The 26257-nt window shown below is 72.1% G+C and carries 24 protein-coding genes; 6 read left to right on the top strand and 18 right to left on the bottom strand.

The genetic code is table 11. From position 1 onward, the window contains the following. Nucleotides 1-256: 256 nt before the first annotated feature. From AC3CF1_RS25700 to ligA, 6 genes are all read right to left on the bottom strand, one after another. Nucleotides 257-2614, bottom strand: a complete 2358-nt coding sequence (locus AC3CF1_RS25700) for a transketolase-like TK C-terminal-containing protein (protein WP_088946532.1) — start codon at nt 2612-2614, stop codon at nt 257-259. An 85-nt stretch (nt 2615-2699) separates the two neighbouring features. Then, nucleotides 2700-4199, bottom strand: coding sequence for an Asp-tRNA(Asn)/Glu-tRNA(Gln) amidotransferase subunit GatB (gatB, locus tag AC3CF1_RS25695; protein ID WP_354981210.1), 1500 nt, complete (start codon nt 4197-4199; stop codon nt 2700-2702). 13 nt (nt 4200-4212) lie between these two features. Next, nucleotides 4213-5688, bottom strand: a complete 1476-nt coding sequence (gene gatA, locus AC3CF1_RS25690; protein WP_088946530.1) for an Asp-tRNA(Asn)/Glu-tRNA(Gln) amidotransferase subunit GatA — start codon at nt 5686-5688, stop codon at nt 4213-4215. Nucleotides 5689-5764: 76 nt separating this feature from the next. After that, a complete protein-coding gene (gene gatC / locus AC3CF1_RS25685) occupies nt 5765-6070 on the bottom strand; it encodes an Asp-tRNA(Asn)/Glu-tRNA(Gln) amidotransferase subunit GatC (RefSeq protein WP_099851058.1) in 306 nt (101 codons plus the stop codon). A gap of 157 nt (nt 6071-6227) precedes the next feature. Further along, nucleotides 6228-8810: a putative bifunctional diguanylate cyclase/phosphodiesterase gene (locus tag AC3CF1_RS25680; protein WP_488451457.1), complete on the bottom strand. Its 2583-nt coding sequence runs from the start codon at nt 8808-8810 to the stop codon at nt 6228-6230. A 158-nt stretch (nt 8811-8968) separates the two neighbouring features. Continuing rightward, nucleotides 8969-11104 carry an NAD-dependent DNA ligase LigA gene (gene ligA, locus AC3CF1_RS25675; protein WP_488451456.1) on the bottom strand — a complete coding sequence of 712 codons (2136 nt, stop codon included), beginning with the start codon at nt 11102-11104 and terminating at the stop codon, nt 8969-8971. 148 nt (nt 11105-11252) lie between these two features. Here ligA and AC3CF1_RS25670 point away from each other — a divergent pair, with 148 nt between their 5' ends. Continuing rightward, complete coding sequence (locus tag AC3CF1_RS25670) at nt 11253-11816, top strand: type II toxin-antitoxin system PemK/MazF family toxin (protein ID WP_231927239.1); 564 nt, start codon at nt 11253-11255, stop codon at nt 11814-11816. A gap of 158 nt (nt 11817-11974) precedes the next feature. Here the strand turns inward: AC3CF1_RS25670 and AC3CF1_RS25665 are convergent, their stop codons facing one another. The 7 genes from AC3CF1_RS25665 to AC3CF1_RS25635 form a co-directional block, all read right to left on the bottom strand. Next, a complete protein-coding gene (locus AC3CF1_RS25665; RefSeq protein WP_488451455.1) occupies nt 11975-12985 on the bottom strand; it encodes an ADP-ribosylglycohydrolase family protein in 1011 nt (336 codons plus the stop codon). Nucleotides 12986-13015: 30 nt separating this feature from the next. Further along, nucleotides 13016-13381 carry a VOC family protein gene (locus AC3CF1_RS25660; protein WP_172861962.1) on the bottom strand — a complete coding sequence of 122 codons (366 nt, stop codon included), beginning with the start codon at nt 13379-13381 and terminating at the stop codon, nt 13016-13018. A 36-nt stretch (nt 13382-13417) separates the two neighbouring features. Continuing rightward, complete coding sequence (locus AC3CF1_RS25655; RefSeq protein WP_330464062.1) at nt 13418-14422, bottom strand: methionine synthase; 1005 nt, start codon at nt 14420-14422, stop codon at nt 13418-13420. A 37-nt stretch (nt 14423-14459) separates the two neighbouring features. Then, nucleotides 14460-15533 (bottom strand): tRNA 2-thiouridine(34) synthase MnmA, encoded by a 1074-nt coding sequence (gene mnmA / locus AC3CF1_RS25650; RefSeq protein ID WP_354981217.1) that lies wholly within the window; start codon nt 15531-15533, stop codon nt 14460-14462. A 68-nt stretch (nt 15534-15601) separates the two neighbouring features. Then, complete coding sequence (locus AC3CF1_RS25645; RefSeq protein WP_488451454.1) at nt 15602-16777, bottom strand: cysteine desulfurase family protein; 1176 nt, start codon at nt 16775-16777, stop codon at nt 15602-15604. A gap of 101 nt (nt 16778-16878) precedes the next feature. Beyond that, nucleotides 16879-17532, bottom strand: a complete 654-nt coding sequence (locus AC3CF1_RS25640; RefSeq protein WP_088946523.1) for a class F sortase — start codon at nt 17530-17532, stop codon at nt 16879-16881. Then, on the bottom strand, nt 17529-18359 hold the full coding sequence (locus AC3CF1_RS25635; protein ID WP_488451453.1) for a DUF4397 domain-containing protein: 831 nt from the start codon (nt 18357-18359) through the stop codon (nt 17529-17531). Before AC3CF1_RS25635 ends, AC3CF1_RS25640 begins: the two co-directional genes overlap by 4 nt. A gap of 230 nt (nt 18360-18589) precedes the next feature. On the opposite strand from AC3CF1_RS25635, the gene AC3CF1_RS25630 reads away from it, so the two are divergent. After that, the gene (locus AC3CF1_RS25630) at nt 18590-19192 is read left to right on the top strand and encodes an RNA polymerase sigma factor (RefSeq protein WP_088946521.1); all 603 of its coding nucleotides are present in this window, start codon (nt 18590-18592) and stop codon (nt 19190-19192) included. Next, nucleotides 19146-20051, top strand: coding sequence for an anti-sigma factor (locus tag AC3CF1_RS25625; protein WP_488451452.1), 906 nt, complete (start codon nt 19146-19148; stop codon nt 20049-20051). Before AC3CF1_RS25630 ends, AC3CF1_RS25625 begins: the two co-directional genes overlap by 47 nt. A gap of 95 nt (nt 20052-20146) precedes the next feature. On the opposite strand, the gene AC3CF1_RS25620 is transcribed toward AC3CF1_RS25625, so the two are convergent. From AC3CF1_RS25620 to AC3CF1_RS25605, 4 genes are all read right to left on the bottom strand, one after another. Continuing rightward, on the bottom strand, nt 20147-21106 hold the full coding sequence (locus AC3CF1_RS25620; RefSeq protein ID WP_088946519.1) for an electron transfer flavoprotein subunit alpha/FixB family protein: 960 nt from the start codon (nt 21104-21106) through the stop codon (nt 20147-20149). A gap of 15 nt (nt 21107-21121) precedes the next feature. Further along, nucleotides 21122-21901 (bottom strand): electron transfer flavoprotein subunit beta/FixA family protein, encoded by a 780-nt coding sequence (locus tag AC3CF1_RS25615; RefSeq protein WP_088946518.1) that lies wholly within the window; start codon nt 21899-21901, stop codon nt 21122-21124. 187 nt (nt 21902-22088) lie between these two features. Further along, entirely contained in the window at nt 22089-22496 is a 408-nt protein-coding gene (locus AC3CF1_RS25610) for a hypothetical protein (RefSeq protein ID WP_088951504.1), read from the bottom strand. A 2-nt stretch (nt 22497-22498) separates the two neighbouring features. Beyond that, entirely contained in the window at nt 22499-23296 is a 798-nt protein-coding gene (locus AC3CF1_RS25605; protein ID WP_354981222.1) for a GNAT family N-acetyltransferase, read from the bottom strand. A gap of 41 nt (nt 23297-23337) precedes the next feature. Here AC3CF1_RS25605 and AC3CF1_RS25600 point away from each other — a divergent pair, with 41 nt between their 5' ends. Genes AC3CF1_RS25600 through AC3CF1_RS25590 form a run of 3 tightly spaced genes read left to right on the top strand, consistent with a single transcriptional unit; the run spans nt 23338 to nt 24476 of the window. Next, a complete protein-coding gene (locus tag AC3CF1_RS25600; protein ID WP_210792103.1) occupies nt 23338-23730 on the top strand; it encodes a YidH family protein in 393 nt (130 codons plus the stop codon). Next, nucleotides 23727-24032, top strand: a complete 306-nt coding sequence (locus AC3CF1_RS25595) for a DUF202 domain-containing protein (RefSeq protein WP_328380834.1) — start codon at nt 23727-23729, stop codon at nt 24030-24032. Before AC3CF1_RS25600 ends, AC3CF1_RS25595 begins: the two co-directional genes overlap by 4 nt. Nucleotides 24033-24059: 27 nt before the next feature. Continuing rightward, nucleotides 24060-24476, top strand: a complete 417-nt coding sequence (locus AC3CF1_RS25590; RefSeq protein ID WP_210922889.1) for a PLD nuclease N-terminal domain-containing protein — start codon at nt 24060-24062, stop codon at nt 24474-24476. A 45-nt stretch (nt 24477-24521) separates the two neighbouring features. On the opposite strand, the gene AC3CF1_RS25585 is transcribed toward AC3CF1_RS25590, so the two are convergent. After that, complete coding sequence (locus tag AC3CF1_RS25585; RefSeq protein WP_488451451.1) at nt 24522-26144, bottom strand: acetolactate synthase; 1623 nt, start codon at nt 26142-26144, stop codon at nt 24522-24524. Nucleotides 26145-26257: the final 113 nt, after the last annotated feature.

The raw sequence follows: 26257 nt of genomic DNA, 5'->3' as shown, positions 1-26257 counted from the left end.
GACGAGCTTCCCCCACCCCTGCTTCCCCCCTTTGCTCTGCCGCCCAATCTGCACCAGTCACTGTCGGTGCGCCCCGCGCGGCATGACGCCAAAAGAGCAACGGTCGGTTCGCGCTGTTCAGACCGGGTGGCGCATCGGCGGCAGCAAAGCAAAGGGAGGAAACGGCGTGGTGTGAGCGACAGAGACGATTACAGCGAGTTGCGAACGGGTTCTTTCCTATGCGACTCACTCACTGTGATAACGCTCCCCGCTGCGGTCAGCGTAGGGCGATGGCGGCCAGCGCGGCGTTGACGATGCTGCCGGGCAGCAGGTCGTGCAACTCGTACAGCTCGGCGACGCTGCCGGACTGGCCGAACTCGTCCACGCCGAGCGGCACCGCCGGGGCGCCGACCGCCGAACCGAGCCAGGCCATCGCGTGCGACGCGGCGTCGTGCACTGTCACCACCGGCACCCGATCGACGAACGCGGACCGCAGCGCGCCCGGCACGCTGGGCACGGTGGCCGTCCGCACGCCCTGGCGCAGGGTGCGCTGCCAGGCCCGGTAGAGCCGGTCGAGGCTCGTCACGTCCACCACGTGCGCGGCGACGCCCTCGTCGGCCAGCTCCGCCGCGGCGGCCAGCACCTCGGGCAGCACGGCGCCGGAGGCGGCGAGTTGCACCACCGGGGCGTCGACCAGGTGCGGATACGCCTGGTGCGCGTCGACCAGCCGGTACGCCCCGGCGACCACCTGCCGACGCAGGACCGCGTCACCGAGCCGGGCGCGGGCCGCCTCGAACGGCGCCTGGTCCAGCGGCCGGGTGCTCAACCGGAAGTAGTACGCCCCGTCCTCGGTCGGCGCGGCCGTCGCGGCCGGGGCCGACCCGCCGGCGATCTGCCCCAGCGCGTCGCAGAGCAGCCAGTCGAGGCTGGCCGCGTACGCCGGCTCCAGGAAGGTCACCCCGGGCAGCTCCAGGCCAACCGACGCGGTGATGGTGGACTGGTGGGCGCCGCCCTCCGGGGCCAGGGTGATGCCCGACGGGGTGCCGGCCACCACGAACCGGGAGCCGGAGTACGTGCCGTACAGGAACGCGTCGAGGCCGCGCAGGACGAAGGGGTCGTAGACCGTGCCCACCGGCAGCAGCGGTTGACCGGACAGGTCCCAGGAGAGCCCGAGCTGGCCGAGCAGCAGGAACAGGTTCATCTCCGAGATGCCCAGCTCGATGTGCTGCCCGGCGGGGCTCTCCGTCCAGCGCAGCATCCGGTCCTCGGTCCAGGAGCGCTGCTCGGTGGGTGCGAACACCCCGGTCTTGTTGATGAACCCGGCGAGGTTGGTGGAGGTGGCCACGTCCGGGGCGGTGGTGACCAGGTAGCGGCCGACCTCCCGGTTCCGCGCCAGGTCCACCAGCACCCGACCGAAGACCTCCTGGGTGGAGATGGGCTTGGTTGCGCGTACTCCCGTGCTTTCCGGAACGGTGACCCCCAGCGCGCGCTCGCGGGGCGCTCGGGACAGCGCCTCCCGGCGGGCGCCGGCCCGGATGCCGGCCGGTGACGCCGGGTCGAGGCGGTCCCACTCGGTCTCGGAGGTCAACCCCTGCGCGGCCCGCAGCGTGTCGACCTGCTCTGAGCTGAGCAGCGCGGAATGGTTGCGCGGGTTGCCGGCGATGGGAAGACCCCAACCCTTCACGGTGTACGCGAAGACGACGCTGGGCCGGTCGGTGACCGCGTCGCACTGGGCGTACGCGTCGAGCATCGCGGACAGGTCGTGCCCGCCCAGGTCGGTGACGAGGGGACCGAGGTCCTCGTCGCTGATGTGGGCGATCAGCTCGTCGATGCCGGCCGGCGCGCCGTCCAGGAACTGCTTGCGCAGCGCCGGGCCGGTCAGCCCGAACAACGACTGGTACTGCTCGTTGGGCATCGCGTCGATCCAGTCGCGCAGCGCCTCGCCGCCCGGCCGGGCGTACGCCTCGGCGAGCCGGCGACCGTACTTGACCTCCACGACGTGCCAGCCGGCCGCCTCGAACTGACCCCGCCACTGGTTGATCCGGATGCCGGGGACCACCCGGTCCAGCGACTGCCGGTTGAAGTCGACAAGCCACATGACGTTGCCCAGCCCGGTGGTCGCCGGGTCGGCCACCGCCTCCCAGATGTTGCCCTCGTCCAGCTCGGCATCGCCGATCAGCGCCACGAACCGGGAGTGCGGTCGGGCCCCGAAGTGCGCGTCGACGTAGCGACGGGTGGCGGCGGCGAAGAGCGGCGCCGCCGCGCCCAGACCCACCGAGCCGGTGGAGAAGTCCACCTCGTCGGGGTCCTTGGTCCGCGACGGGTACGACTGGAGGCCGCCCCGGGCCCGCAGCCGAGGCAGGTACGAGCGGTCCAGGTTGCCGAGCAGGTACTGGATGGCGTGGAACACCGGGGACGCGTGCGGCTTCACCGCGACCCGGTCCTCGGCGTCCAGGTGCGCGAACCAGAGCGCGGTCATCGCCGTGACCAGGGAGGCGCTGGACGCCTGGTGGCCGCCGACCTTCACACCGTCTCCGGTGGCCCGGTCATGGTTGGCGGCGTCCACGATCCGGGTGGCGAGCCACAGCACCCGCCGCTGGATCTCGTCAAGGACATCGAGGTCGTGCTGGGTCACGGTGGCTCCATCCAGGCGTCGCCGTTGACGCCCTTGCGAGGGGTGTGGATCGCGCCGCGCGGGGCGGCAGAGGGTGACGTGCCGGTCAGCCTTCGACGCCGAGGCGCTCCAGGATCAGCGTGCGGACGGCGGCGGCGTCGGCCTGACCCCGGGTGGTCTTCATGACCGCGCCGACCAGCGCGCCGGCCGCGGCGACCTTGCCACTGCGAATCTTGTCGGCGATGCCGGGGTTCGCGGCGATCGCCTCGTCCACGGCGACGGTCAGCGCGCCGGTGTCCGACACGACCTCCAGGCCCCGGCTGGCCATGATCTCGGCGGGTGAGCCCTCACCGTCGACCACGCCCTCCAGCACCGCGCGGGCCATCTTGTCGTTGAGCTTGCCGGCGTCGACCAGCCCCTGCAACTCGGCGACCTGGGCGGGAGTGGCACCGATCTCGGCCAGCTCCACACCGCTCTCGTTGGCCCGGCGGGACAGCTCACCCAGCCACCACTTGCGGGCCGCCGCCGGGGTGGTGCCGGCGGCCACGGTGGCCTCGATCAGCTCCACCGCGCCGGCGTTCAGCACCGACTGCATGTCCAGGTCGGAGAGCCCCCACTGCTGCTGGAGCCGACGCCGGTGCACCCGGGGCAGCTCCGGCAGGGCGGCCTTCAGCTCGGCGACCCACGCCGGGTCCGGGGCGATCGGCACCAGGTCCGGCTCCGGGAAGTACCGGTAGTCGGTGGCCGTCTCCTTCGAACGTCCCGGGGTGGTGTCGCCGGTGTCCTCGTGGAAGTGCCGGGTCTCCTGCGTGATCCGGCCGCCCGCGTCGAGCACCGACGCCTGCCGCAGCATCTCCGAGCGGACCGCCCGCTCCACCGACCGCAGCGAGTTGACGTTCTTCGTCTCGGTGCGGGTGCCCCACTCCTGCCCCGGCAGGTTGAGCGAGGTGTTCACGTCACAACGCAGCGAACCCTCCTCCATCCGCACGTCCGAGACACCGAGGGTGCGGATCACGTCGCGCAGCTCGGTGACGTACGCCTTGGCCACGTCGGGGGCGAGCGCGCCGGTGCCCGGGATGGGCTTGGTGACGATCTCCACCAGCGGGATGCCGGCCCGGTTGTAGTCGACCAGCGACTCGGTCGCGCCGTGGATGCGGCCGGTGGCACCACCGACGTGCAGCGTCTTGCCGGTGTCCTCCTCGAGGTGCACCCGCTCGATCTCGATCCGCACCGTCTCGCCGCCCACCTCGACGTCCAGGTAGCCGTCGACGCAGATCGGCTCGTCGTACTGGCTGATCTGGAAGTTCTTCGGCATGTCCGGGTAGAAGTAGTTCTTCCGGGCGAACCGGCACCACTCGGCGATCGAGCAGTTCAGCGCCAGGCCGATCCGGATGATCGCCTCGATGGCCGCCTTGTTGGCCACCGGCAGCGAGCCGGGCAGGCCCAGGCACACCGGGCAGACCCGGGTGTTCGGCTCGCCACCGAAGTCGGTCGGGCAACCACAGAACATCTTGGTGTTCGTGCCCAGCTCGACGTGGGTCTCCAGGCCGATCACCGGTTCGTAGCGTGCAACGACCTCGTCGTACGCGGGCAGTGTCGTCGTCATCAGGGCTCCTGCCTCACAGTGCCGGTGGCGTGAACGTGCCGATTGCGGACTCCAATGCGGCGGCGACCCGGTACATCCGGTCGTCGGCCATCGTCGGGGCCATCACCTGCAGGCCGACGGGCAGCCCTTCGGAGATGCCGCAGGGCACCGAGATGCCCGGACCGCCGTACAGGTTCGTCGGGATCGTGTACAGGTCGGCCAGGTACATCTGGTACGGGTCGGCGGTCCGTGCGCCCATCGGGAACGCCACCGACGGGGTGGTCGGCGAGATCAGCGCGTCGACCCGCTCGAACGCGGCGGTGAAGTCCCGGGTGATGAGCGTCCGGACCTTCTGCGCCTGCCCGTAGTACGCGTCGTAGTAACCCGACGACAGCGCGTACGTGCCGATCATGATGCGGCGCTTGACCTCCGGGCCAAAGCCGGCCTCGCGGGTCAGCGACATGACCTCCTCCAGCGACCGGTTGCCGTCGTCGCCGACCCGCAGGCCGAACCGGACGCCGTCGAACCGGGCCAGGTTGGAGGAGCACTCGCTCGGGGCGATCAGGTAGTACGCCGGCAGCGCGTACGCGAACGTCGGGCAGGACACCTCGACGATCTCCGCGCCCAGCTTCGCGAGAGCGTCGACCGACTCGCGGAACGCGGCCATCACACCCGGCTCGGCGCCCTCGCCGACGAACTCGCTGACGATGCCGAGCCGCACACCGGTCAGGTCGCCGGTCGCGCCGAGCTTCGCCGCCGCCACCACGTCCGGCACCGGCTGCGGGATCGAGGTGGAGTCACGTGGGTCGTGCCCGCCGATCACCTGGTGCAGCAGGGCCGCGTCGAGCACGTTACGGGCACACGGGCCCGGAGTGTCCAGCGACGAGGAGAAGGCCACCAGCCCGTACCGGGAGGTGCCGCCGTAGGTGGGCTTCGCACCGACGGTGCCGGTGACCGCGCCGGGCTGGCGGATCGAGCCGCCGGTGTCCGAGCCGATCGCCAGCGGCGCCTCGTACGCGGCCAGCGCGGCAGCGCTGCCACCACCCGAACCGCCCGGGATCCGGCTCAGGTCCCACGGGTTGTGCGTCGGGCCGTACGCCGAGTATTCGGTGGAGGAGCCCATCGCGAACTCGTCCATGTTGGTCTTGCCGAGCATCACCGTGCCGGCCTCGCGCAGCCGCTGCACGATCGTCGCGTCGTACGGCGGGCGCCAGCCCTCCAGGATCTTCGAGCCCACGGTGGTCGGCACGCCCCGCGTGGCGAGCACGTCCTTGACCGCGACCGGCACACCCGCGAGGGGGCCCAGCTCCTCGCCGGCGGCCCGGCGCTCGTCCACCGAGCGGGCCGCGGCGAGCGCGCCGTCGGTGTCGACGTGCAGGAAGGCGTGCACCCGGTCGTCGACCGCGGCGATCCGGTCGAGGTGCGCCCGGGTCACCTCGACGGCGGAGGTTTCGCCCCCGGCGACCAGGGACGCGATCTCCGTCGCGGTCATTCTCGTCAGGTCACTCATGCCGTCACTCCGCTTCGCTCCATGACGCCATGAGGCACCACCGCGCTGCAACCATGATTCACTCGCTGGCGCTCGCTCATGAGGCCACATCCTCGGTCAGGATCCGCGGTACGCGGAACCGCTGGTCCTCGGCGTCGGGTGCGCCCGACAGCGCCTCCTGCGGGGTCAGGCACGGCGTGACGACGTCCTCGCGGAAGATGTTGGTCAGCGGCACCGAGTGCGAGGTCGGCGGAATGTCCGCGGCGGCGACCTCGCCGACCTGAGCGACTGCCTGGAGGATCACGTCGAGCTGGCCGGCGAACATGTCCAGCTCCTCCTCGGTGACGGCGAGCCGCGACAGGCGCGCCAGGTGCGCGACCTCCTCGCGGGAGATGGCGGCCATCCGTGCCCCCTTCTGATGTCCTGCTGGTCGGGCGGTGTGCCGGCCGCGCGACGGGTGGAGCGTGACGCGCGGTGACCGGAGCGAGTCTATTGTTCCGCTCCGGTGCCGCGTCCACGACTCCCCCTCCGGCAGCCGGAACGCCATGCCGGCGGAGGGGTCAGCGGGTGGGGCGGCGGCCGATGTCCGACTGCGGGGGCCCGCTCGGGCGCACCGGCCGGTACCGGGCCAGCCAGGTGACCAGCTCCTCGGCCGGCATGGGCCGAGCGTAGAACCAGCCCTGGGCGGCGTCGCAGCCGGCGGCGTGCAGCATCCGCCAGGTCCGCTCGTCCTCGACGCCCTCGGCGACCACCCGCAGGCCCAGCGCGCCCGCCAACTCGATCATCGATCGGACGATCGCCGCGTCGTCGGCGTCCTCGGCCATGCCGAGCACGAACGACCGGTCCACCTTCACCTCGGACAACGGCAACCGGCGCAGGTGTTGCAGCGAGGAGTAGCCGGTGCCGAAGTCGTCCAACGAGATGGCCACCCCGATCCGGTGCAGTTGGGAGATGGTGGCCAGCACCCGGCGCGGGTCGGCCATCAACGCACCTTCGGTGATCTCCACCTGCAGCCGGTCGGCAGGCACCCCGTAGCGGGCCAGCCGGTCGGCGATCTGGTCGGCGACGTCGCCGGTGTGCAGGTCTCGCACGCTCACGTTCAGCGCCGCGCGCAGGCCGATGCCGGCCGCCGACCACTTGGCGAGTTGCTCCACCACGTCGTCGACCACCCGCCGGGTGAGCAGTCGCATCACCGCGCTCTGCTCGGCGACCCGGATGAGTTCCTCCGGGTCGACCATGCCCCGCCGGGGATGCCGCCACCGCAGCAGGGCCTCGACACCGACCACCTCGCCGGTCGCGATGGCGATCTGCGGCTGGTAGTACATGGTGATTTCCCCGGCGTCTTCTGCCGTGTCACCGTCCGCGTGCGCCCACCCCGTCGATTCGACAGGGTGGCCCTGGCCGCCTGTCCCGATGTCACGCCGCCGCCCGAGGCCGCCGTTGCCCCTCGCGGGGACCGTGCTCCCGTTCGGTGACCGGCGGCCGTTGCCGGCCCCCGCGCGTCGCTCCAGGGTCAGGCCCGAGCGGGTGCCGGTGACCGTGGAACGGGAGCCACGGCCCCGGATCGGGTCGGCGCCGGTCGCGATCCGGTTGATCAACTCGTCGGCGTGCACCAGCTCGGCGTCGTTGCGCCGACGGCGCACCCACCAACGGTTGGTGGTCGGCGGTGCCGTGGCGACCGCCGGTGCCGGGTCCGCGTGGGGTGCGGCCTCGGCCGGGGACCCGACGGGCAGCGCCGCGCCGTCACCGCCGCGCACCTCCGCCGTCGCCGCAAGGGGTACGTCGACAGCCCCGTCGGCCTGGTCCGCCGGGTCGGTGTCGAACAACTCGCTCGACGGGCTGGATTCCAACACCCGGCGCAGGTCGGCGAGGAGGCCGAGGCGCTCGGCGGAATTGTGGTCGGACTCGGGGGCGTAGACGGCCACCGTGTCGTTGCGGTGCTTGGCGTCGTACATCGCCACGTCGGCGTGGCGCATCAGGGTGGCGAAGTCCTCGCCATGCTCGGGGAAGAGGGCGATCCCGATCGAGCCGCCCACGTCCAACGGCAGCCCGTCGAGTGGCACCGGCTCGGCCAGCGCCTGGACCACCTGGTCGGCCAACTCCCTGGCCTGACCGACGTCGGTCAGGCCGGTCATCACGATGGCGAACTCGTCGCCGCCGAGCCGGGCGATCATCTGTGGTCGGGGCTGCACGTCGGTGAGCCGGGCGCTGACCTCGACCAGCAGCCGGTCGCCCACGGCGTGCCCGAGCGCGTCGTTGACGTTCTTGAAACGGTCCAGGTCGATCAGCAGCAGCGCCAACTGCCCGTCGGGTTCGCCGCGGGCCGTCCGCTCGGCGTGCAGGTGCACCTGCTCCGCCACCTCGGCCAGCAGCGCCTTGCGGTTGGGCAGACCGGTCAACGGGTCGGCGGCGGCGAGGTGCTGCTGCTCGACGGTCAGCCGGGCCATCCGGTAGACCGCGAAGAGCGGCACCAGCACCAGCGGGATCAGCGCCGCGCTGACCCGCGCGGCGGCAACCAGCACCGGGGCGAGCAGCAGCAGTGAACCGGTGGAGAGTAACTCGAAGCCGAGGCCCCGGCGCAGCGTGGGCCACCACCGGTCGCCGAAACGCAGCCGCACCGCCCAGCTGACCAGCCCGTAGTTGACGACGAACCACGCCAACGTGGCACCGCCGACGGCGACCACGTCGGGCCAGTGCAACCGCCCGCCGGAGAAGATGGTGCCCGAGCCGAGCTGGATCACCCCGTACGCGGCGGCGAGGGCGCACACGTACTGGCCGACGTTGAACGCCGTCCGCCAGGCTGCGTGCCGCATCCGCCAGCCCGAGACGATCACCCCCATCGCCTGCACCACCACCGCGGGGCCGAGGCCCCACCCGAGCAGGATCGCGAAGGTGAAGCAGGTGGACGGGAACACCGCGGAGGTCTGCCGACGCCCCGGCGGGACGAACGGCCGAGCGTCGCAGACCACGGCGAGAACGGCCATCGTCCAGAACGCCACCGGCAGCCGGGACACCTCGTCCGGGAGGGACGCGAGGGGTACGGCGGCGGTCAGCGCCGCGACCACCAGGATGCCGACGACGAAGGTGGCGAACGGTGTGGCCCGTCCCGGCGGGAGTGAGTTGCGTGGATCCGCGACCTCCACCACACCTCCCGACCGACAGTCGGCGTGCCGGTGCGGTACGCCGTGACCCAATGAAACGCCCTCGGCCCCCAGTTTCCCGGTATGACAGTCACGAATCGGTCGTAGTCGTAATTAAGTTGGTATACGCGGTCAGTCGCCGCCGCAGGCCGCGACCGGGATCACCCGCCCGGCTGGGCGACCTCCCGCGCGGCGTCCGGGCCCGCGTCCAGCAGCAACCGGAACCCGTCCTCGTCCAGCACCGGCACCTTGAGGCTGGCCGCCTTGTCAGCCTTGGACCCGGGGTTGTCCCCGACGACCACGAAGCTCGTCTTCTTGGAGACCGACCCGCTGAGCTTGCCGCCCCGGCTCTGCACGGCCTCGGCGGCCTGGTCGCGCGAGTAGCCGGCGAGCGTGCCGGTCACCACCACTGTCAGGCCCTCCAACGGGCGCGGCCCCTCGTCGACAGCCTCCTCGGCCATCCGTACGCCCGCCTCGGCCCACTTGCGGACGACCTCGCGGTGCCAGCCCACCGCGAACCACTCCCTGATGCTGGCCGCGATGGTCGGCCCGACCCCGTCGACAGAGGACAGCTCCTCCTCGCTGGCCTCGTCGATGGCCTCCATCGAGCGGAAGTGCCGGGCGAGCGCCTGCGCGGCGGTGGGGCCGACATGGCGGATGGAGAGCGCCACCAGCACCCGCCACAGGTCACGCTCGCGGGCGACGGCCAGGTTGTCCAGCAGCTTGGCCGCGTTGCTGCCCAGACTGCCGTCCTTGTTGACGAAGAACGGGGACCGGGACAACTGCTCGGCGTCGAGCTGGAACAGGTCACCCTCATCCGCGATGACCTGCGCGTCCAGCAGGGCCGCAGCTCCCTTGTAACCGAGCGCCTCGATGTCGAAGGCCCCGCGGCCGGCGAGGTGGAACACCCGCTCGCGCAGCTGGGCCGGGCAGCTCCGGGTGTTGGGGCAACGGATGTCGACGTCGCCCTCCTTGGAGGGTGCGAGCGGGGTGCCGCAGGCCGGGCAGGTGGTGGGCATGACGAACGGCCGGGCGTCGGCGGGCCGCAGGTCGACCACCGGGCCGAGGACCTCGGGGATCACGTCGCCGGCCTTGCGCAGCACCACCGTGTCGCCGATCAACACCCCCTTGCGCTCCACCTCACGGGCGTTGTGCAGGGTGGCGAGCGCGACGGTCGAGCCGGCCACCCGCACCGGCTCGAGGACGGCGAACGGGGTGACCCGCCCGGTGCGCCCCACGTTGACGTCGATGTCGAGCAGCTTGGTGGTGACCTCCTCCGGCGGGTATTTGAAGGCGATCGCCCACCGCGGCGCGCGGCTGGTCGAGCCGAGCCGGCCCTGGATGGACACCGGGTCGACCTTGACCACCACGCCGTCGATTTCGTGCTCGACGTCGTGCCGGTGCTCGGCGTAGTAGGCGATGTATTCGGCCACGCCGCTCAGATCCGGGACGACCCGCCACCGGTCGCTGGTCGGCAACCCCCACGACCTGAGCGCCGCGTACGACTCGGACTGGGCCGTGGGCTGGAACCCACGGCGGGCACCGATGCCGTGCACCACCAGTCGCAGCGGCCGGGATGCCGTGACCCGCGGGTCCTTCTGCCGCAGGCTGCCCGCCGCCGCGTTGCGCGGGTTGGCGAACGGCGCCTTGCCCTGCTCCACCAGGCCCGCGTTGAGGTCGGCGAACGCGGCGACCGGGAAGTAGATCTCCCCCCGGACCTCCACCAGCTCGGGCACGTCCGGGAAGTCGTCGGACGGGGTGAGCTGGCCGGGCACGTCCCGGATGCTGCGGACGTTGGCGGTGACGTCCTCACCGGTGCGGCCGTCACCCCGGGTGGCCGCGCGGACCAGCCGGCCGTTCTCGTAGGTCAGGTTGATCGCCAGCCCGTCGACCTTCAGCTCGCACAGGTAGGGCACCGCGCCACCGGCGTCCCGCTCGACCCGCTCGGCCCACGCCGTCAACTCCTCGTCGGCGAAGGCGTTGTCGAGGGAGAGCATCCGCTCGGCGTGGGTGACCGGGGTGAAGTCGGTGGAGAACGTGCCGCCCACCCGCTGGGTCGGCGAGTCCGGCGTACGCAGTGCCGGGAACTCCGCCTCCAGTGCCTCCAACTCGCGCAACTGCTTGTCGAACTCGGCGTCGGTGATGATCGGCGCGTCCAGCACGTAGTAACGGTATTGATGCTCGGTCAGCTCCTGGCTGAGCGTGGCGTGCCGCTCTCGGGCCTGCGGCGTGGGCTCGGCCCCGGCCGCCGCCTCCTGAGCCGGGCTGACCTGCTGACCGATCTGTTCCTCGGACACACCGCCACCTTCGGACACGCCTGCGACCTCCCTGATCACGCTACTCCGGCACCGTATCGGGCCGGTGGGACAATCCGTCGCCCACCCGCGCCGGGTTGGCGGGCGGCACGGGCGGCGGCGTGCGAGGATCGCCGGACGGTGCGACCCGGTGGGTCGCCGAGAGGCGGAGGTACGAATGCCCGAGGCGCTGCTCTGGGCGGTGGCGATCCTGCTGGCGGTCGCCGCCGGCTGGGCGTGGAACAGTTGGCGACACCGGGTGGCCAACCGCCGTCCGGGCACCCGGCCGGGTCGGGGCGGCCGCCCCGGCCGACGTTCCACGGCACCGAGGCCACGCGGCGCCGATCGACCGGCCACCAAGCCGCGCTCGCGCGACACCGGACGGCCGGCCGGTGCTCCGGCACCGGGCGACATCTGGTGGGCCGACGTGCCGTACGCCGATGGCACCGGATCGAAGGTACGTCCCTGTCTGGTGCTGCGCGCCGACTCCCGGGGCGCCGATGTCCTGAAGATCACCAGCCAGGACAAGAGCGACCGGGACGACCACGTGCGGATTCCCACCCGCGACTGGGACCCCGGCGCGGAGCACGACAGCTACCTGAGCCTGACCGAGCCGATCCGACTCAACTCGGCGGCCTTCGAGGACCACGCCGGGCGCTGCGACGCCGACCTGTGGAAGAAGGTCCGCAGCCTGCGTCACCTGCCCACCCCCTGACCAGCCGCTGCGTCGTCGCTGCCTGGTCGCACTGGCCACGAGAGTGATCGACTCGGGTTCCTGAAAAGCGCGGCGTCCGAGACCGTGGGACACCCCGACTTCCAGGAACCCGAGTGGATCACGCCCGCAGGGCAGGGGCGGACCGGGGCAAGGGCGGATCAGTCCCAGGCTTCGGCGAGGGTGGCGAGTTGGTCCGCGTACTCGATGCGGTCGGCCCACCCGCTCGGCCAGGCGCTCATCCCGACGGCCGCGCCCACGAACGCGCCGGCCAGGGCGGCGATCGAGTCGGAGTCGCCGGCGGTGGTCGCGCCCCGGGCCAGTGCCGCGACCGGGTCGTCGGCGTGCCGTACGGCGCAGAGCAGCGCGGTCGCCAGCGCCTCCTCGGCAATCCAGCCCTCCCCCGTCGCCCGGCACGGGTCACCGCCGTCGTCCGGCCGACTCAGGGCGTTGGTCAGTCGGCCCAGCACCGCCAGGCACTCGTCCCAGCCGTGGGCGATGAACTCCTGCGGGGAACGCGAGTCGGCGCGCTGCCAGAGGTCGCCCAGCCACCGCTCTCGGTAGACCAGGCGTTGGGCGAGCGCCCGCTCGGTGAGCAGCGCGGGAAGCTCGGGCAGCGTGGCGCCCGCGCGCAGCGCGAAGACCGCGTACGCGGTCAGCTCGCTGGCGGCCAGCCCGGTCGGGTGCCCATGGGTCAGCCCGGCCTGCAGCTGGGCCAGGCCGGCGAGCGTGTCCAGGTCGACGTCGAGCAGCCCGACCGGGGTGACCCGCATGTTGGCGCCGCACCCCTTCGACCCGGCCATGGTCGCCTCCTGCCAGCGCACCCCACGGCTCAGCTCGGCGCAGGCGCGCAGGCAGGTCATGCCCGGGGCGCGGTTGTTGTCCGGGCTGACCGCCCAGGCCAGGAAACGCTGCCGCAGCAGTGGCTCCACCGCCTCCGGGGTGAGCGAGGGCGCCTCGTGCAGCGCCCAACCCACCGCGAGGGCCATCTGGGTGTCGTCGGTGACCAGTGCCGGCTCGCCGGACAGCTCCCGTGGACCGGTCGGACCGTAACGGTGCTGGATCTCGGCGACGGTCAGGAACTCGGTCGGCTTGCCGAGCGCGTCACCGTAGGCGAGGCCGAAGAGTGAGCCGGAGGCGCGCAGCGGAGAGGTAGGGATCACGGCGGCCATGATGCCCGGCCGCCGCAACCCCCGTCAGGCTCAGTCCCAGCAGAGGCAGAACGGGTGGCCGGCCGGATCGGCGTAGACCCGGAAGCCCTCGCCCTCACCGGGCAACCGCCGAGCACCGAGCGCGAGCGCGGCCTTCTCCGCACTCTCGATGTCGTCCACCGTCACATCCAGGTGGAACTGCTGAGGACGCTCCGGGTCCGGCCAGGCCGGCGGCCGTAGGTTGAGTGCCTGCTGGAAGGCGAGACGCGGCTGGTGACCGGGTGGCCCGCCCAGCACCACCCAGTCGTCGTCCGTGTCACCCTCGGCGAAAGGCACACCGAGCAGCTCGGAGTAGAACGCCGCCAACGCCCGCGGGTCCGGGCAGTCGATCACCACTGAACGCAGCTGTCCAATCATGACCGTCATCCTGCCCACCGGGTACGACAGGAAACCTCAGTCTTCGGCGAGCCGCCGACCGGCCTCCCGACAGGCCGCGAGCACCGCGCGCGCGTACTCCGGGGTGGCGTCGGCGAGACCGCAGGCCGGGGTGATCACCACCTGCTCGGCCAGCTGCCGACGAGGGAAGCCGAGGCGGTCCCAGACCTGGCGTACGCGATCGGCGATCTGCGCGGAGGTCGGCGTGCCACCGGCCGACGGCGGCCGGGTCGGTGCGGCCCCGGCCAGCAACCCGAGGCCGGCGTCGATCGCCTCGCCCAGCGGGTCCAGTTTGGTGACCAGGTCGAGGTCGAGGGCGACCGCGACGGCGCCGGTGGAGCGGATCAGCTCCAGCGGCACGTCCGGGGCGCAGCAGTGCACCAGCGTCGGCACCCCGACCGCCTCGACGACAGTGCGCAGCAGAGCGGCAGCGTCCACCGGGTCGACGGCCCGGTACGCGCCAAGCCCACTCTCGGTCGGCACCCGCCCGGCCAGCACTGTCGGCAGCGACGGTTCGTCCAGCTGGAGCAGCACCGACGCCTGGGGCAGCCGTCGGGCCACCGCCGCGACGTGCGCGCGCAGCCCTTCGGCGAGGGAGCCGGTCAGATCGCGGACCGCGCCGGGGTCGCGCAGCAGACGGCCACCGATCGGCAGCTCCAGCGAGGCGGCCAGGGTGAGCGGACCGGCGGCCTGCACCTTGATCGGCCCGGCGTACTCCTCGGCCTGCTCGGCGAGCTGGTCCAGGTCGCGTTCCATCAGGTCACGGGCCCGGCGCAGGTCGCGGCCCGGGCGTGGGGCGACCCGCCACCGCCCGGCGTAGACCTCGACGGGCAGCTCGACGAGCAGCCCGGCGGACCGGCCGATCATGTCCGCGCCGGGACCACGGGCCGGCAACTCGGGCAGGTGGGGCAGCTCGGGAAGCTCACCGAGGATCACCCGCTGCGCCTCGCCGATGTCGGTGCCGGGCAGCGAACCAATTCCGGTTGCCGCGCCGGCCGGCCAGGGCCACGCCTGATCTGTCACGGCCGAAGGCTATCCCGCGAACACCCAGGCCGTGCGGTCAGCCGGTGATGGTCGCGGAGCCGAGGACCACGTCGCCGGCCGGGTCCGCCCGGTACGCGACCACGGCCTGACCGGCGGCGACGCCGCGTACCGGCTGGCGCAGCTCGGCGTGCATCGTGTCGCCGTCGAGGGCGACGGTCGCCGGCACCACGCTGCCGTGGGCGCGTAGCTGCACCTCGCACTCCACCGGGGCGTCCGGGCGTGCGCCGCCAGTCCAGACCGGACGGACGGCGCGAACCTCGGACACCTCCAGCGCCTCGGCGGGGCCGACGGTCACCGTGTTGGTCTTCGGGGTGATGGAGAGCACGTAGCGCGGTCGGCCGTCCGGGGCGGGCCGGTCCAGGTGCAGGCCGCGACGCTGCCCAACCGTGTACGCGTACGCGCCGCTGTGACTGCCGACCACCGCGCCGGTGCTCGCGTCCACCACGTCGCCGGGCGCCTCGCCGAGCCGGCCGGCCAGGAAGCCGCGGGTGTCACCGTCGGCGATGAAGCAGATGTCGTGCGAGTCCGGCTTGTCGGCCACCGCCAGGCCACGCTCGGCGGCCTCCGCGCGGACCTGCGCCTTGGTCGAGTCGCCCAGCGGGAAGATCGACCGGTCCAGCTGCTCGCGGGTGAGCACGGCCAGCACGTACGACTGGTCCTTGGCGATGTCGACGCTGCGCCGCAGCAGCCCGTCCGGGCCGAGCCGGGCGTGGTGACCGGTGACCACCGCGTCGAAGCCCAGGGCCACCGCCCGGTCCAGCACCGCCGTGAACTTGATCTTCTCGTTGCAGCGCAGGCAGGGGTTCGGCGTGCGACCGGCGGCGTACTCGGCGACGAAGTCGTCCACCACGTCCTCGTGGAAGCGGTCGGCCATGTCCCACACGTAGAAGGGGATGCCGATCACGTCGGCGGCCCGCCGCGCGTCCCGGGAATCCTCCAGGGTGCAGCAACCCCGCGCCCCGGTCCGATAGGTCTGTGGGTTGCGGGCCAGGGCCAGGTGCACGCCGGTCACGTCGTGCCCGGCCGCCACCGCCCGCGCCGCCGCCACGGCCGAGTCAACCCCGCCCGACATAGCCGCCAGAACCCTCACCAGCCCACTCCCTTCCCCGTCCCCACGACAACCCTATCCACCAGCTCGGAAAACCCCCCGGAGCCGGGTCAGCGGGGGGTGCGGAGGGCGGCGGCTCGGCGGGCTCGGTCCGCCGCCGCCGGGAGGGCCGCCACCACGGCGTCGATGTCGGCCTGGGTGCTCGTGTGACCCAGGGTGAAGCGCAGTGAGGAGCGGGCGCGGTCGTCGTCGGCACCCATCGCCAGCAGCACGTGCGACGGCTGGGCCACCCCGGCCGAGCAGGCCGACCCCGTCGAGCAGGCGATCCCCTGCGCGTCGAGCAGGAGCAGCAGGGCGTCACCCTCGGAGCCCGGGAAGGAGAAGTGCGCGTTGCCGGGCAGCCGGTCGGTCGGGTCACCGTTGTAGATCACCTCGGGCACCGCCCGACGGACCCGTTCGATCAGGTCGTCCCGGAGCGCGGCCACCCGGGCCGCGTACTCCTGTTGGCCCTTCACCGCCGACTCGACGGCGACCGCGAAGGCGACGATGCCGGCGGTGTCCAGGGTGCCGGAGCGTACGTCGCGTTCCTGCCCGCCGCCGTGCAGCAGCGGCGTGGCCGCGACGTCCCGGGCGAGCAGCAGCGCACCCACCCCGGTCGGGCCGCCCAGCTTGTGCCCGGTCACGGTCAGCGCGGCGACGCCACTGGCGGCGAAGTCGACGGGCACCTGACCGACCGCCTGGATGGCGTCGGTGTGGAACGGCACACCGTGCTCGGCGGCGACGGCGGCCAGCTCGGCGACGGGCTGAACGGTGCCCACCTCGTTGTTCGCCCACATCGCGGTGACGACGGCCACCCGGTCGGCGTGCGCGGCCAGCTCGGCGCGCAGATCCTCCGGGTCGAGCCGACCGGCGGCGTCCACGGGCAGCCAGCCGATTTCGGCGCCCTCGTGCTGGGCCAGCCAGTCGACCGCGTCCAGCACCGCGTGGTGCTCGACGGCGCTGGAGACCACCCGGCGGCGGTCGGAGCCGGCTCCCCGGCGGGCCCAGAAGATGCCCTTGACCGCGAGGTTGTCACTCTCCGTGCCACCACCGGTGAAGATCACCTCAGACGGCCGGGCGCCGAGGACAGCGGCCACCCGTTCGCGCGACTCTTCGACCCGGCGACGGGCACGGCGACCCGCCGCGTGCAGGGAGGACGCGTTGCCGACCTCGCGGGCGGTAGCGACGTACGCCTCCAGTGCCTCATCGAGCATCGGAGTCGTCGCCGCGTGATCCAGGTAAGCCATCACCGTTCAGCCTACGGCCGACACCTCGGGCGCCGAATGCCGGAGGGGACTCCGCCGACGGCCGGGGTGGGAATCCCCACCCCGGCACGTCGTGGTCCTCGTCAGGCGGGCACCGCGGTGACGACGATGTTGTCGCGGTACTTGCGGGCCTTGGCGTCGAACGGCCCACCGCAGGTGATCAGGGTCAGCCGCGGCTTGCCGTCCCGGGCGAAGTACCGGTCCAACGGGATCTTGGTCTTGGCGTACTCCTCCCGGGCGACGACCCGGTACTGCCGGGCCTCACCGTCGCTGCCGGTCGCGGTCAGGGTGTCGCCCTGGTCCAGTTCCCGCAGGCGGAAGAACGCGCCCTTGCCCTGCTTGGCGCTGTCCACGTGACCGGCGATGACCACCGAGCCGGCGTCCGTTTCCAGGCCGGGGCCGTAGCGGTACCAGCCGATCTGGTCGACGCTCGGCGGCACCTCGAACTCGTTGGTCCGCTCGTTGATGCCGACCGCGTTGACGGTGGCGGTGACGTCGATCCCCGGGATCACCAGCCGGACCGGCGGGACGATCGCCGCGTCGGCCGGCAGCTCACCGACGGTCACCGGGACCGAGGGAGCGCTGGTGGCGGTCGCCGGAGTGCTGGCCAGCGTGCTCGCCTCGTCGGCGCCCACGTTCTCGGCCGGTTGGGAGCCGCACGCCACCAGGGTGGAGACGGTGAGCGCGGCAACGCCGGCGGCCAGGGCCGCCAGCGCGCCGCGGTTGCGCACCGTCACTTGCGACCGGTCCGCGCGGTCGCCATCCGCACCCCACCACCGAGCAGCAGGAGTACGCCGGCACCGGTGAGCACGTACCACCAGGTGTTCACGCCCGTGCCGGCCTGACCACCGTCACCGCTCGGCACGCCGCCGGGGGCGGAGTGCAGGCCGGTGATGGTCTGCGCCACCACGCCGAGCGTCTTGCCCTCGGCAGAACCGATCGCGTAGACGATCGTCGCGGTGCCCTCCTTGAGGTTGAGGTCCGCCGGGCCGATGGCCACGGTGTCGGTGCCGGCCAGCACCACGTCCGCCTTCACGTTGCCCGCGTCGACGTCGCCCTTGGCCTCGTTCGGGTTGGTGAGCCCCTTGAAGACCGGGGTGCCACCGGCCCGCACGTCCACCTCGGGGGCGGCGGCGGTGTGCCGGACGATGAGCCGGGCCTTGCCGGCGGCGACCTTCGAGACGTCGTTGACGAACGGCGTGATCTTCGGCTGGCCACCAGCGTCGAGGTGGGCCGCGATGCTGATGTTCGCCCCGCCCGGGACGGCCGCGTTGTCGACCTTGAGGATCGCGCTGCCGATCGGCTCGCCGGGCTTGGTGAGCGCGATGTCGTAGTCGCCCTCCTCCAGGTTCAGCGGGCCGGCGACGTCGCCGGGCTTGAAGTTGTCCAGCGTCTTCTTGCCGTTGACGTAGACGTCGACCGGGGTGTCCGGGATGCCGTGCACGACGGAGACCTTCGCCGTGGCGGCGTACGCGGGGGTGGCGGTGAGCGCGCCGACGCCGGCGAAGGCCAGCGCGGCGACCGCGCCGCCCGCGGCGACCCGACGGAAGTACGAAAGCTGCATGTCTGCCTCCTGCTGATTACTGCTGATTCGTCAGGCCTTGCTTGCAGAAGGGGTTACGCCGGCTCTCCGACGGGTGGATGCGCTCGGCCGCACTTTTCTTTTTCCGGCCTCGATTGCATCCGGAGCGGGCCCGGGACACGAAGAGCAGGTGAGATGACATCGACCGGGAGAGTGGGGCGGGGACTGTGGCAGCTACAGTCGGGTATGCCCCATCGAAGGCGAGCCGCCCGATGACGGCCATACGACAGGAACCGGACCCTCCGGTGGACGACCTCGATCTCCGCTTTCGAGCGGGCGACGACGTGGCCCTCCGCGAGGCGTACGACCGGTACGGTCGCGCCGTGCTTCATCTGGCCACCTCCATGCTGGCCAACCGCAGCGACGCCGAGGACGTGACCCAGGCCACGTTCGTCGCCGCCTGGCTGGGTCGGGACACCTTCGACCCGGCCAAGGGATCGCTGATCGGCTGGCTGCTCGGCATCGGCCGGCGAAAGGTGATCGACCGGATGCGCGCCTCCGCCCGGGAGACCCGGGTGGTGGAGACGGTCCGCCAGCTGCCCGAGCCGGCGCCGACCGGCCCGGACCCGGATCGCGTGGTGGATCGGCTGGTGATCGCCGACGAGCTGGCCCGTCTCCCGGACGACCAGCGACGCATGCTGGAGTTGGCCTTCTACGACGACCTGACACACCAACAGATAGCCGCGGTGACCGGAGTGCCGTTGGGCACCGTGAAGAGCCACATCCGGCGCGGCATGGCGAGCTTGAAACGCAGATGGGAGGTGGACGGTGCAGCACCTGGACCACGACCGGCTGGTCTTTCTGGCACTCGGTGAGAGCGAGGCGGACAACGCCGAGAGCACCCACCTCGGCACCTGCGCGCTCTGCCGTGCGGAGGTGGCGACCTTTCAGCAGGTGGCCGGGCTCGGCACCGAGACGCAGGGCCTGGCTGACCTACCCGATCCGCCGGAGCACATCTGGCAGGGCATCGCCGCCCAGGTCAGAGCGGCCGAGGCCCAGCAGGCCCAGGCCGAGACCCGTTGGCAGCAGGTCCCTGGGCAGGGCGTCGGCACCCTGACCGGGCAGACCAACGACACGCCGTTCGGACGGGCCACCGGCACGACGGCCACACCATCCACCGGCACGACGGCCACGCCATCCGCCGGCACGACGGGCGAGCAGGCCACCGGCACGACGGCCCGGCCGACGGTCACCCGGTTGGATTCGGCGCGCCGGTCCCGTCGGGGCTCTGGCTGGTCGCGCTGGGCGGCCACGGCGGTGACCGCGGCAGCCGCCGCGGCGGTCGGTGTGCTGGGCACGGCCTCCGTGCTGCGGCCGGACGACCCGACACCGGCTCCGACGCAGGTGGTGGTGGCGAGCGCGCCGCTGGCGGCGTACGGATCGACGCCACCGGCGGCCAAGGGTGACGCCCGGGTTCTGCGGGACGGCCAACTGCATCTGCATGTGGCGAATCTCCCGCGCGTCCCGGGGTACTACGAGGTCTGGCTCATCAATCCGGCGACGATGGAGATGTTCTCTGTGGGCACCCTGGGTGGCGGTTCGGACGCGCTGCTGCCCCTGCCCCCGAATGTCGACATCACGAGTTATTCGGTGGTCGACGTCTCCGCCGAGCAGTACGACAACAACACCCGCCACTCCGGCGACAGCCTGCTGAGGGGCACCCTGACGGGCTGATCGGTGGGCCGGCTCAGCTCCCCGGCCCGCCGATCAGCTCCCACCAACGAGAAGTGGCCGCCCCCATCGGGGGCGGCCACCGTCTCATTGCCCTGTCACTTGCGCTTGCGGATCTCCTCGGCGGCCTGCGGGACGATCTTGAACAGGTCGCCCACCACGCCGAAGTCGGCCAGCTCGAAGATCGGCGCCTCGCCGTCCTTGTTGACCGCGACGATGGTCTTCGAGGTCTGCATGCCGGCCCGGTGCTGGATGGCACCGGAGATGCCGAGCGCGACGTAGAGCTGCGGGGAGACCGTCTTGCCGGTCTGGCCCACCTGGAACTGGTGCGGGTAGAAGCCGGAGTCGACGGCCGCGCGGGACGCGCCGACGGCGCCGCCGAGCAGGTCGGCCAGCTCCTCGACCAGCTTGAAGTTGTCGGCATTGCCGACACCGCGACCGCCGGAGACGACCACGCCGGCCTCGGTCAGCTCGGGGCGGGAGCCCTTTTGCTCGGCGACCCGCTCGACGACCTTGGCCAGCTTGTCGGTGTCGGTGACCGACACGGTGAGCTGCTCGATCGCCGGGGTGGCGGCGGCCGGGCTCGGGGTGACCGAGTTGGGTCGCACGGTGACCAGCGGCAGGCCCTTGGTGACCTTGGCCTTGACGATGGTGGAGCCGGCGAAGGCGACCTGGGTCGCGGTGCCGTCGGCGTCCAGGCCGACCACGTCGGTGAGGATGCCGTTGTCCAGCTTGACGGCGAGGCGGGCGGCGATCTCCTTGCCCTCCTGGGCCGAGGCCAGCAGCACGGCTGCCGGCTGCACCCGCTTGACCAGTTCGGCCAGCACGGTGGCCTTGGGGGCCACCAGGTAGCCGTCGATCTCGTCACCCTCGGCGGCGTAGATCTTCTCCGCGCCGTACTCGCCCAGCTTGCCGCTCAGCGCCTCGGCGGCGCCGGCGCCACCGAGCACCACCGCGCTCGGGGTGCCCAGCTCACGCGCGAGGGTGAGCATTTCCAGGGTGACCTTCTTGACGCCGAATTCCTTGGTGGCTTCGACGACGACGAGAACCTCAGACATGTCAGAACCCCCCTCTCACACGAACTTCTCGGTGGCGAGGAACTCGACCAGCTTGACGCCGCCCTCGCCCTCATCGGTGATCTTGGCGCCGCCGGAGCGCGGCGGGCGCTTGGTGTGCTCGACGACGGCACTGGTGGCGCCGTCGAAGCCCACCTCGGCGGGAGCGACACCGAGCTCGGCCAGCGAGAGCGTCTGCACCGGCTTCTTCTTCGCGGCCATGATGCCCTTGAAGGAGGGGTAGCGCGGCTCGTTGATCGTGTCCCAGACGGAGACCACGGCCGGGGTGGAGGCGGTGACGACCTCGTAGCCCTCCTCGGTCTGCCGCTCGACGGTCAGCGTCGCGCCGTCGACGGTGAGCTTGCGGGCGCCGGTGAGCGCCGCGACGCCCAGCCGCTCGGCGATCATGTGCGGCATGACCTGGACCCGACCGTCGGTGGACTCCGCGCCGCAGATGACCAGGTCCGCATTCAGCTGACCGAGGGCCGCGGCGAGCACCTTCGAGGTGGCGATGGCACAGGAGCCGTGCAGGGCGTCGTCCAGCACGTGGACGGCCTTGTCCGGGCCCATGGAGAGCGCCTTGCGGATCGACTCGGTCGCCCGGTCCGGACCCATGGTCAGGATGGTGACCTCGCCGCCGTGCGCCTCCTTGATCTTCAGCGCCTCCTCGATGGCGTACTCGTCCATCTCATTGATCACGTTGTTCGCCGAACCGCGGTCGACGGTGTTGTCGTCACTGCGCAGGTTGCGGTCCGCGCCCGAATCAGGCACCTGCTTGACGAGTACGACGATATTCATCGCGCTTCGACGACCCTCCTGTGTGGTGTTGCTATTTGCTCGCCCGGTCTGGGGCGCAGCGTCGCGCGTCGGTCGACGCCAGGTCAACCGGGGGCTGCTGTGCAGTTGCCCACGGCGCAATGTTACCTGCCAGTAGGTTGCGCTCCCGAGGCACCGAGAGTGACACAGCTCACCGACGCGCGGTCGTTCAGGTCGGCTCGGAGAGCGCCACCCGGATCTGGTCGATGGCCGCAGCCTCGGAGGCTGCGATCCCGTCGTGCGCCCGGGCCACCCGGTCCGCAGCGGTCAACACCACCGAGCGGTACGCCTCGACGTCCGCCGGTGACTTGTCGCGCAGGATCAGCACCGCCTGCCGCAACGCCGGCAGCACCACCGACTCGATCTCCAACTGTGAGTCCCGGGGAAGCCACGGCAGCGGCCCGGTGGTCAGCGCCTCCTTGACCGCCCCGCTGGCGTCGGCGAGCGCGCCGGACGCTGCGATGCTCTCCCGGATCACCCCCAGCACCCCGGGATCGGCGTTGGAGACCAGGAAGACGGCGCCGAAGGCACCGGTCTTGATGGTCAACCGCTCCTCGTCCGTCAACCGCTGCTCCATGATCACGGAGTGTAGACGTACGGGGTGGTGGTGGTGACCGCGACGAGGCCGAGCCGCTGCAGGATGGGCCGGCTGTCCTCGGAACAGTCGACCTGCATCAGCGTCCGGTCCCGCTGGTCGGCCAGCCGCGCGCGATAGGTGACCAGCGCCCGGTAGATGCCCTTGCGACGCCACTGCGGGAGAGTGGACCCACCCCAGAGGGTGGCGAAGCCGGTGTTCGCCGGGAAGCGCACCCAGCCGGCGCTCACCACCGTGTCGTCCGCCTCGGCCACCACCACGTTGATCGAGTGCGGGTCGGCGTCGATCTCCTTCGCCAGCCCCCAGACCAGGTGCGAGCGGTCCTCCTGCCAGACCTCCTCCTCCATGGCGGCGATCCGCTCCAGGTCGGCGCGGGAGCTCACCTCACGCAGGCGTACCCCCTCGGGGATGACCGGCAGCGCGGCGGCCAGCGGCGCGACCGGCCCGACCACGACGGTCTCCCGGTCCTCCGCGACGAAGCCGGCGGCGCGCAGACGGTCCGCCAGGTCCGCCGGTTCGTCGTGCTCGTTGAGCTTCCACTCCGCCGACTCGCCCCGCTCACGGCACAACCGCACCTGCCGGGCGATCAGCTCGTCGAGCGCGTCGCCGGTCAACCCGCCCAGATCGCGGTAGGTGATGAACCCACCGGCGTCGAGCCCGGTGATCCGGACCAGCGGCCCGTCCCGCTCCACCGTCACCCCGGCCGGAACCGGGTCGGGGATCTCCGGGCGGAGCTGGTTGTCGTAGGCGGTACGCAGCGTCAGGATGTCGAGATCAGTCACCGGCCCAGGCTAAGCGGGATGGGAAGCGGATAATCGGGTCCGTGTGGGAGGCGATCAGGCGATGGTTCGACCCGGCGGAGCTGCGCTCGGTCGGTGAACCACCGGACTACCGGTTCTCCCTGGCCAACGAACGGACGTTCCTCGCCTGGCTGCGCACCGGGCTGGCGCTGGTCGGCGGCGGGTTGGCCACCGCGCAGTTCCTGCCGCCCCTGCCGATGGGCCACCTGCGGGAGGTGATCGCGGTGGCGCTGCTGCTGCTCGGCGGCGCGGTCGCGATCCGTGCCGTGGACCACTGGGCGCGTACCGAACGGGCCATCCGGCTCGGTGAGGAGTTGCCCGCGTCCCGGTTTCCCGCCATCCTCGCCCTCGCCGTCGGCGCCGGGGCGGTGCTGCTGGTGGTCGCCGTCCTGGCACGGGCGATCGGCGGGCCGTGAGCACCGGCCGCGACCCGGGGCTGCAAGCGGAGCGGACCCGGCTGGCCTGGCGGCGCACCCTGCTCACGGTGACCGTGGTCACCGCGCTGGCGGTCCGGCTGGCGTCGGCCGGAGGCCCGGTCGGGGCACTGGTCGCCGGCGTCACCGTCCTGCTGTGGGGCGCTCTGCTGGTGCTCTGTTGGCCCCGGGGCACCGGCACCGGTTCGGCCCGCACCGGCGGCCGGACACTGCCCCTGGTCGCGCTCGGCACCGTGGGGCTCGCACTACTGGGAGTGCTGCTGGTTCTTCGCGGACTAGGGTGACGCGATCCGGTGAGTCATCATGGGTGCATGGCCCGGCTTGGCGTACTCCTCTTCCTGGTGCAGATTGTCCTCGCCGTCTGCGCGCTGATCAGTTGTCTCTCCGCCGAGGAGGGCAAGATCCGTGCCCTTCCCCGGATCGCCTGGGTGCTGATCATCCTGTTCTTCCCGCTGGTCGGCTCGATCGCCTGGTTCATCGTCGGCCGGGAGCCCAGCTCCGGCGCCAGCAAGGGCTGGCCCGGTGGCACCTCGTCCCCCGAGCGGCAGCGCCCCCGGCCGGTCGCGCCGGACGACGACCCGGAGTTCCTGCGCTCCGTACAGGACCGGGCCAAGCAGCAGGACCAGGAGCTCTTCCGCCGCTGGGAGGAGGACCTGCGCCGACGCGAGGACGACCTTCGCCGTCGCGACGGTGACCCGCCCCGCGAGGGCGACCGTCCGGAGGTGTGAGCGCGCCGCCGCCGCCCCGAGCGGGGCGACGGCGGCGGGTGCGACTCAGGCCAGGTTCGACGACCGGGGGTACGCGTCTGTCGGGTCGGTGAGCACGTTCACCAGGTACGGCACTCCGGCGTCGAACGCCCGCTTCAGGGCCGGACCCAGGTCGGCCGCCTTGGCGACCGTCTCCCCCGCACCGCCGAGCGCGCTGACCACCGTGTCGTACCGCAGCTCCGGCTGGAGGTCGGCGGCCACGTCGTAGCCGTACATGGCCCGCATCGGGTGCTTCTCCAGCCCCCAGATGCCGTTGTTGCCGACGACGATCACCACCGGGAGCTTCTGACGGGTCAGCGACTCGACATCCATCAGCGAGAAGCCGGCCGCGCCGTCGCCCATCAGCACGCAGATCTGCCGGTCCGGGTGACTGACCCGGGCACCCATCGCGTAGCCCATGCCGGTGCCCAGGCAGCCATACGGGCCCGGGTCCAGCCAGGTGCCGGGCTGGGCCGGCTCCAGGTAACGCCCGGCGTACGACACGAAGTCACCGCCGTCGCCGATGGTGATCGCGTCGGGGGCCAGCACCCGACGCAGCTCGCCGTAGATCCGGGCGGGGCGGATCGGGTCGGTCTCGGCGGCCATCTCCGCGGCGTCCCGCGCCTTCGCCGCGTCCTCGGCGACCCGCAGGTCGCCGATCCAGTCGGAGTGGTCGGTCCGGTCGCCGGCGTGGTCGGCCAGCGCGGAGAGAATCAGACGCAGGTCGCCGGCGGGGGCGACGGCCGGCTGCACGTGCGTCGCCCGCTGGCTCGGCGCGTCCACGATGTGCACCACCTTGGCCTCGCCGAAGTCACCGAAGCTGAGCCGGAAGTCCAGCGGGGTGCCCACCACCACGACCACGTCGGCGCCGGAGAGCGCGGCCCGGCGGGCCTTGGCGAACGCGAGCGGGTGCTCCGGCGGGAGCGAACCCCGCCCCATGCCGTTGGTGAAGACCGGCACCTGCAGTGCCTCGGCCGCCTCGCGCAGTGCGGCGACCGCGTCGCCCGCGTACACGTCGGAGCCGGCGATGATGACCGGTCGCTGCGCCGCAGCGATGAGCATCGCGGCGCGGCCGACCTCCTCCGGGTCCGGTACGACCGGGTCGACGCCCGTCACGGCGGGCATCTCGACCTCCGCGACCGAGAAGACCGTCTCCAGCGGAAAGTCGAGGAAGGCCGGGCCGCGGTGCGGGGTGAGCGCGGCGTGCAGCGCCGCACCCACCGCGCGCGGGATGTCGTCGGTGCTGAACACAGTCTCGGCGTGCTTGGTGACCGGGGCGACCAGCGGCACGTGGTCCATCTCCTGGAGGCTGCCGGAGCCCCAGCGGAACGCGGGCGCGCGGCCACCGAGCACCAGCACCGGCGAGGCGTTGAAGAAGGCGCTGGTCATGCCGGAGATGCCGTTGGTGACACCGGGCCCGGCCGTGAGCACGGCGAGACCGGGCCGGCGCTGCAGCTTGGCCACCGCCTCGGCGGCGAAGACCGCGGACTGCTCGTGCCTGACGTCGTAGATCGGGAAGTCGGTCTTGTGCGCGGCGTCGTAGAGCGGGAAGACGTGCCCGCCGGAGAGTGTGAACATCTCCCGTACGCCGTGCGCGCGTAGTGCCGCGAGCGCCAACTCGCCGCCGTGACCCTCGATCCGCTCCGTCATCGCCGCTCCTTCTCGTCGCTCATGACCGAAGCCACACGCTACTGGCCGGTAGGCACAATGTGAACAATTCTCGGCTCGCCGTCGGGGCTGGCGGCACGAGCCGCCAGCCCCAC

This window comes from Micromonospora sp. MGP-C2 (assembly GCF_057766525.1).
The sequence above is the reverse complement of the archived record's forward strand: the minus strand, read 5'-3'. Positions and strand labels throughout refer to the sequence as shown.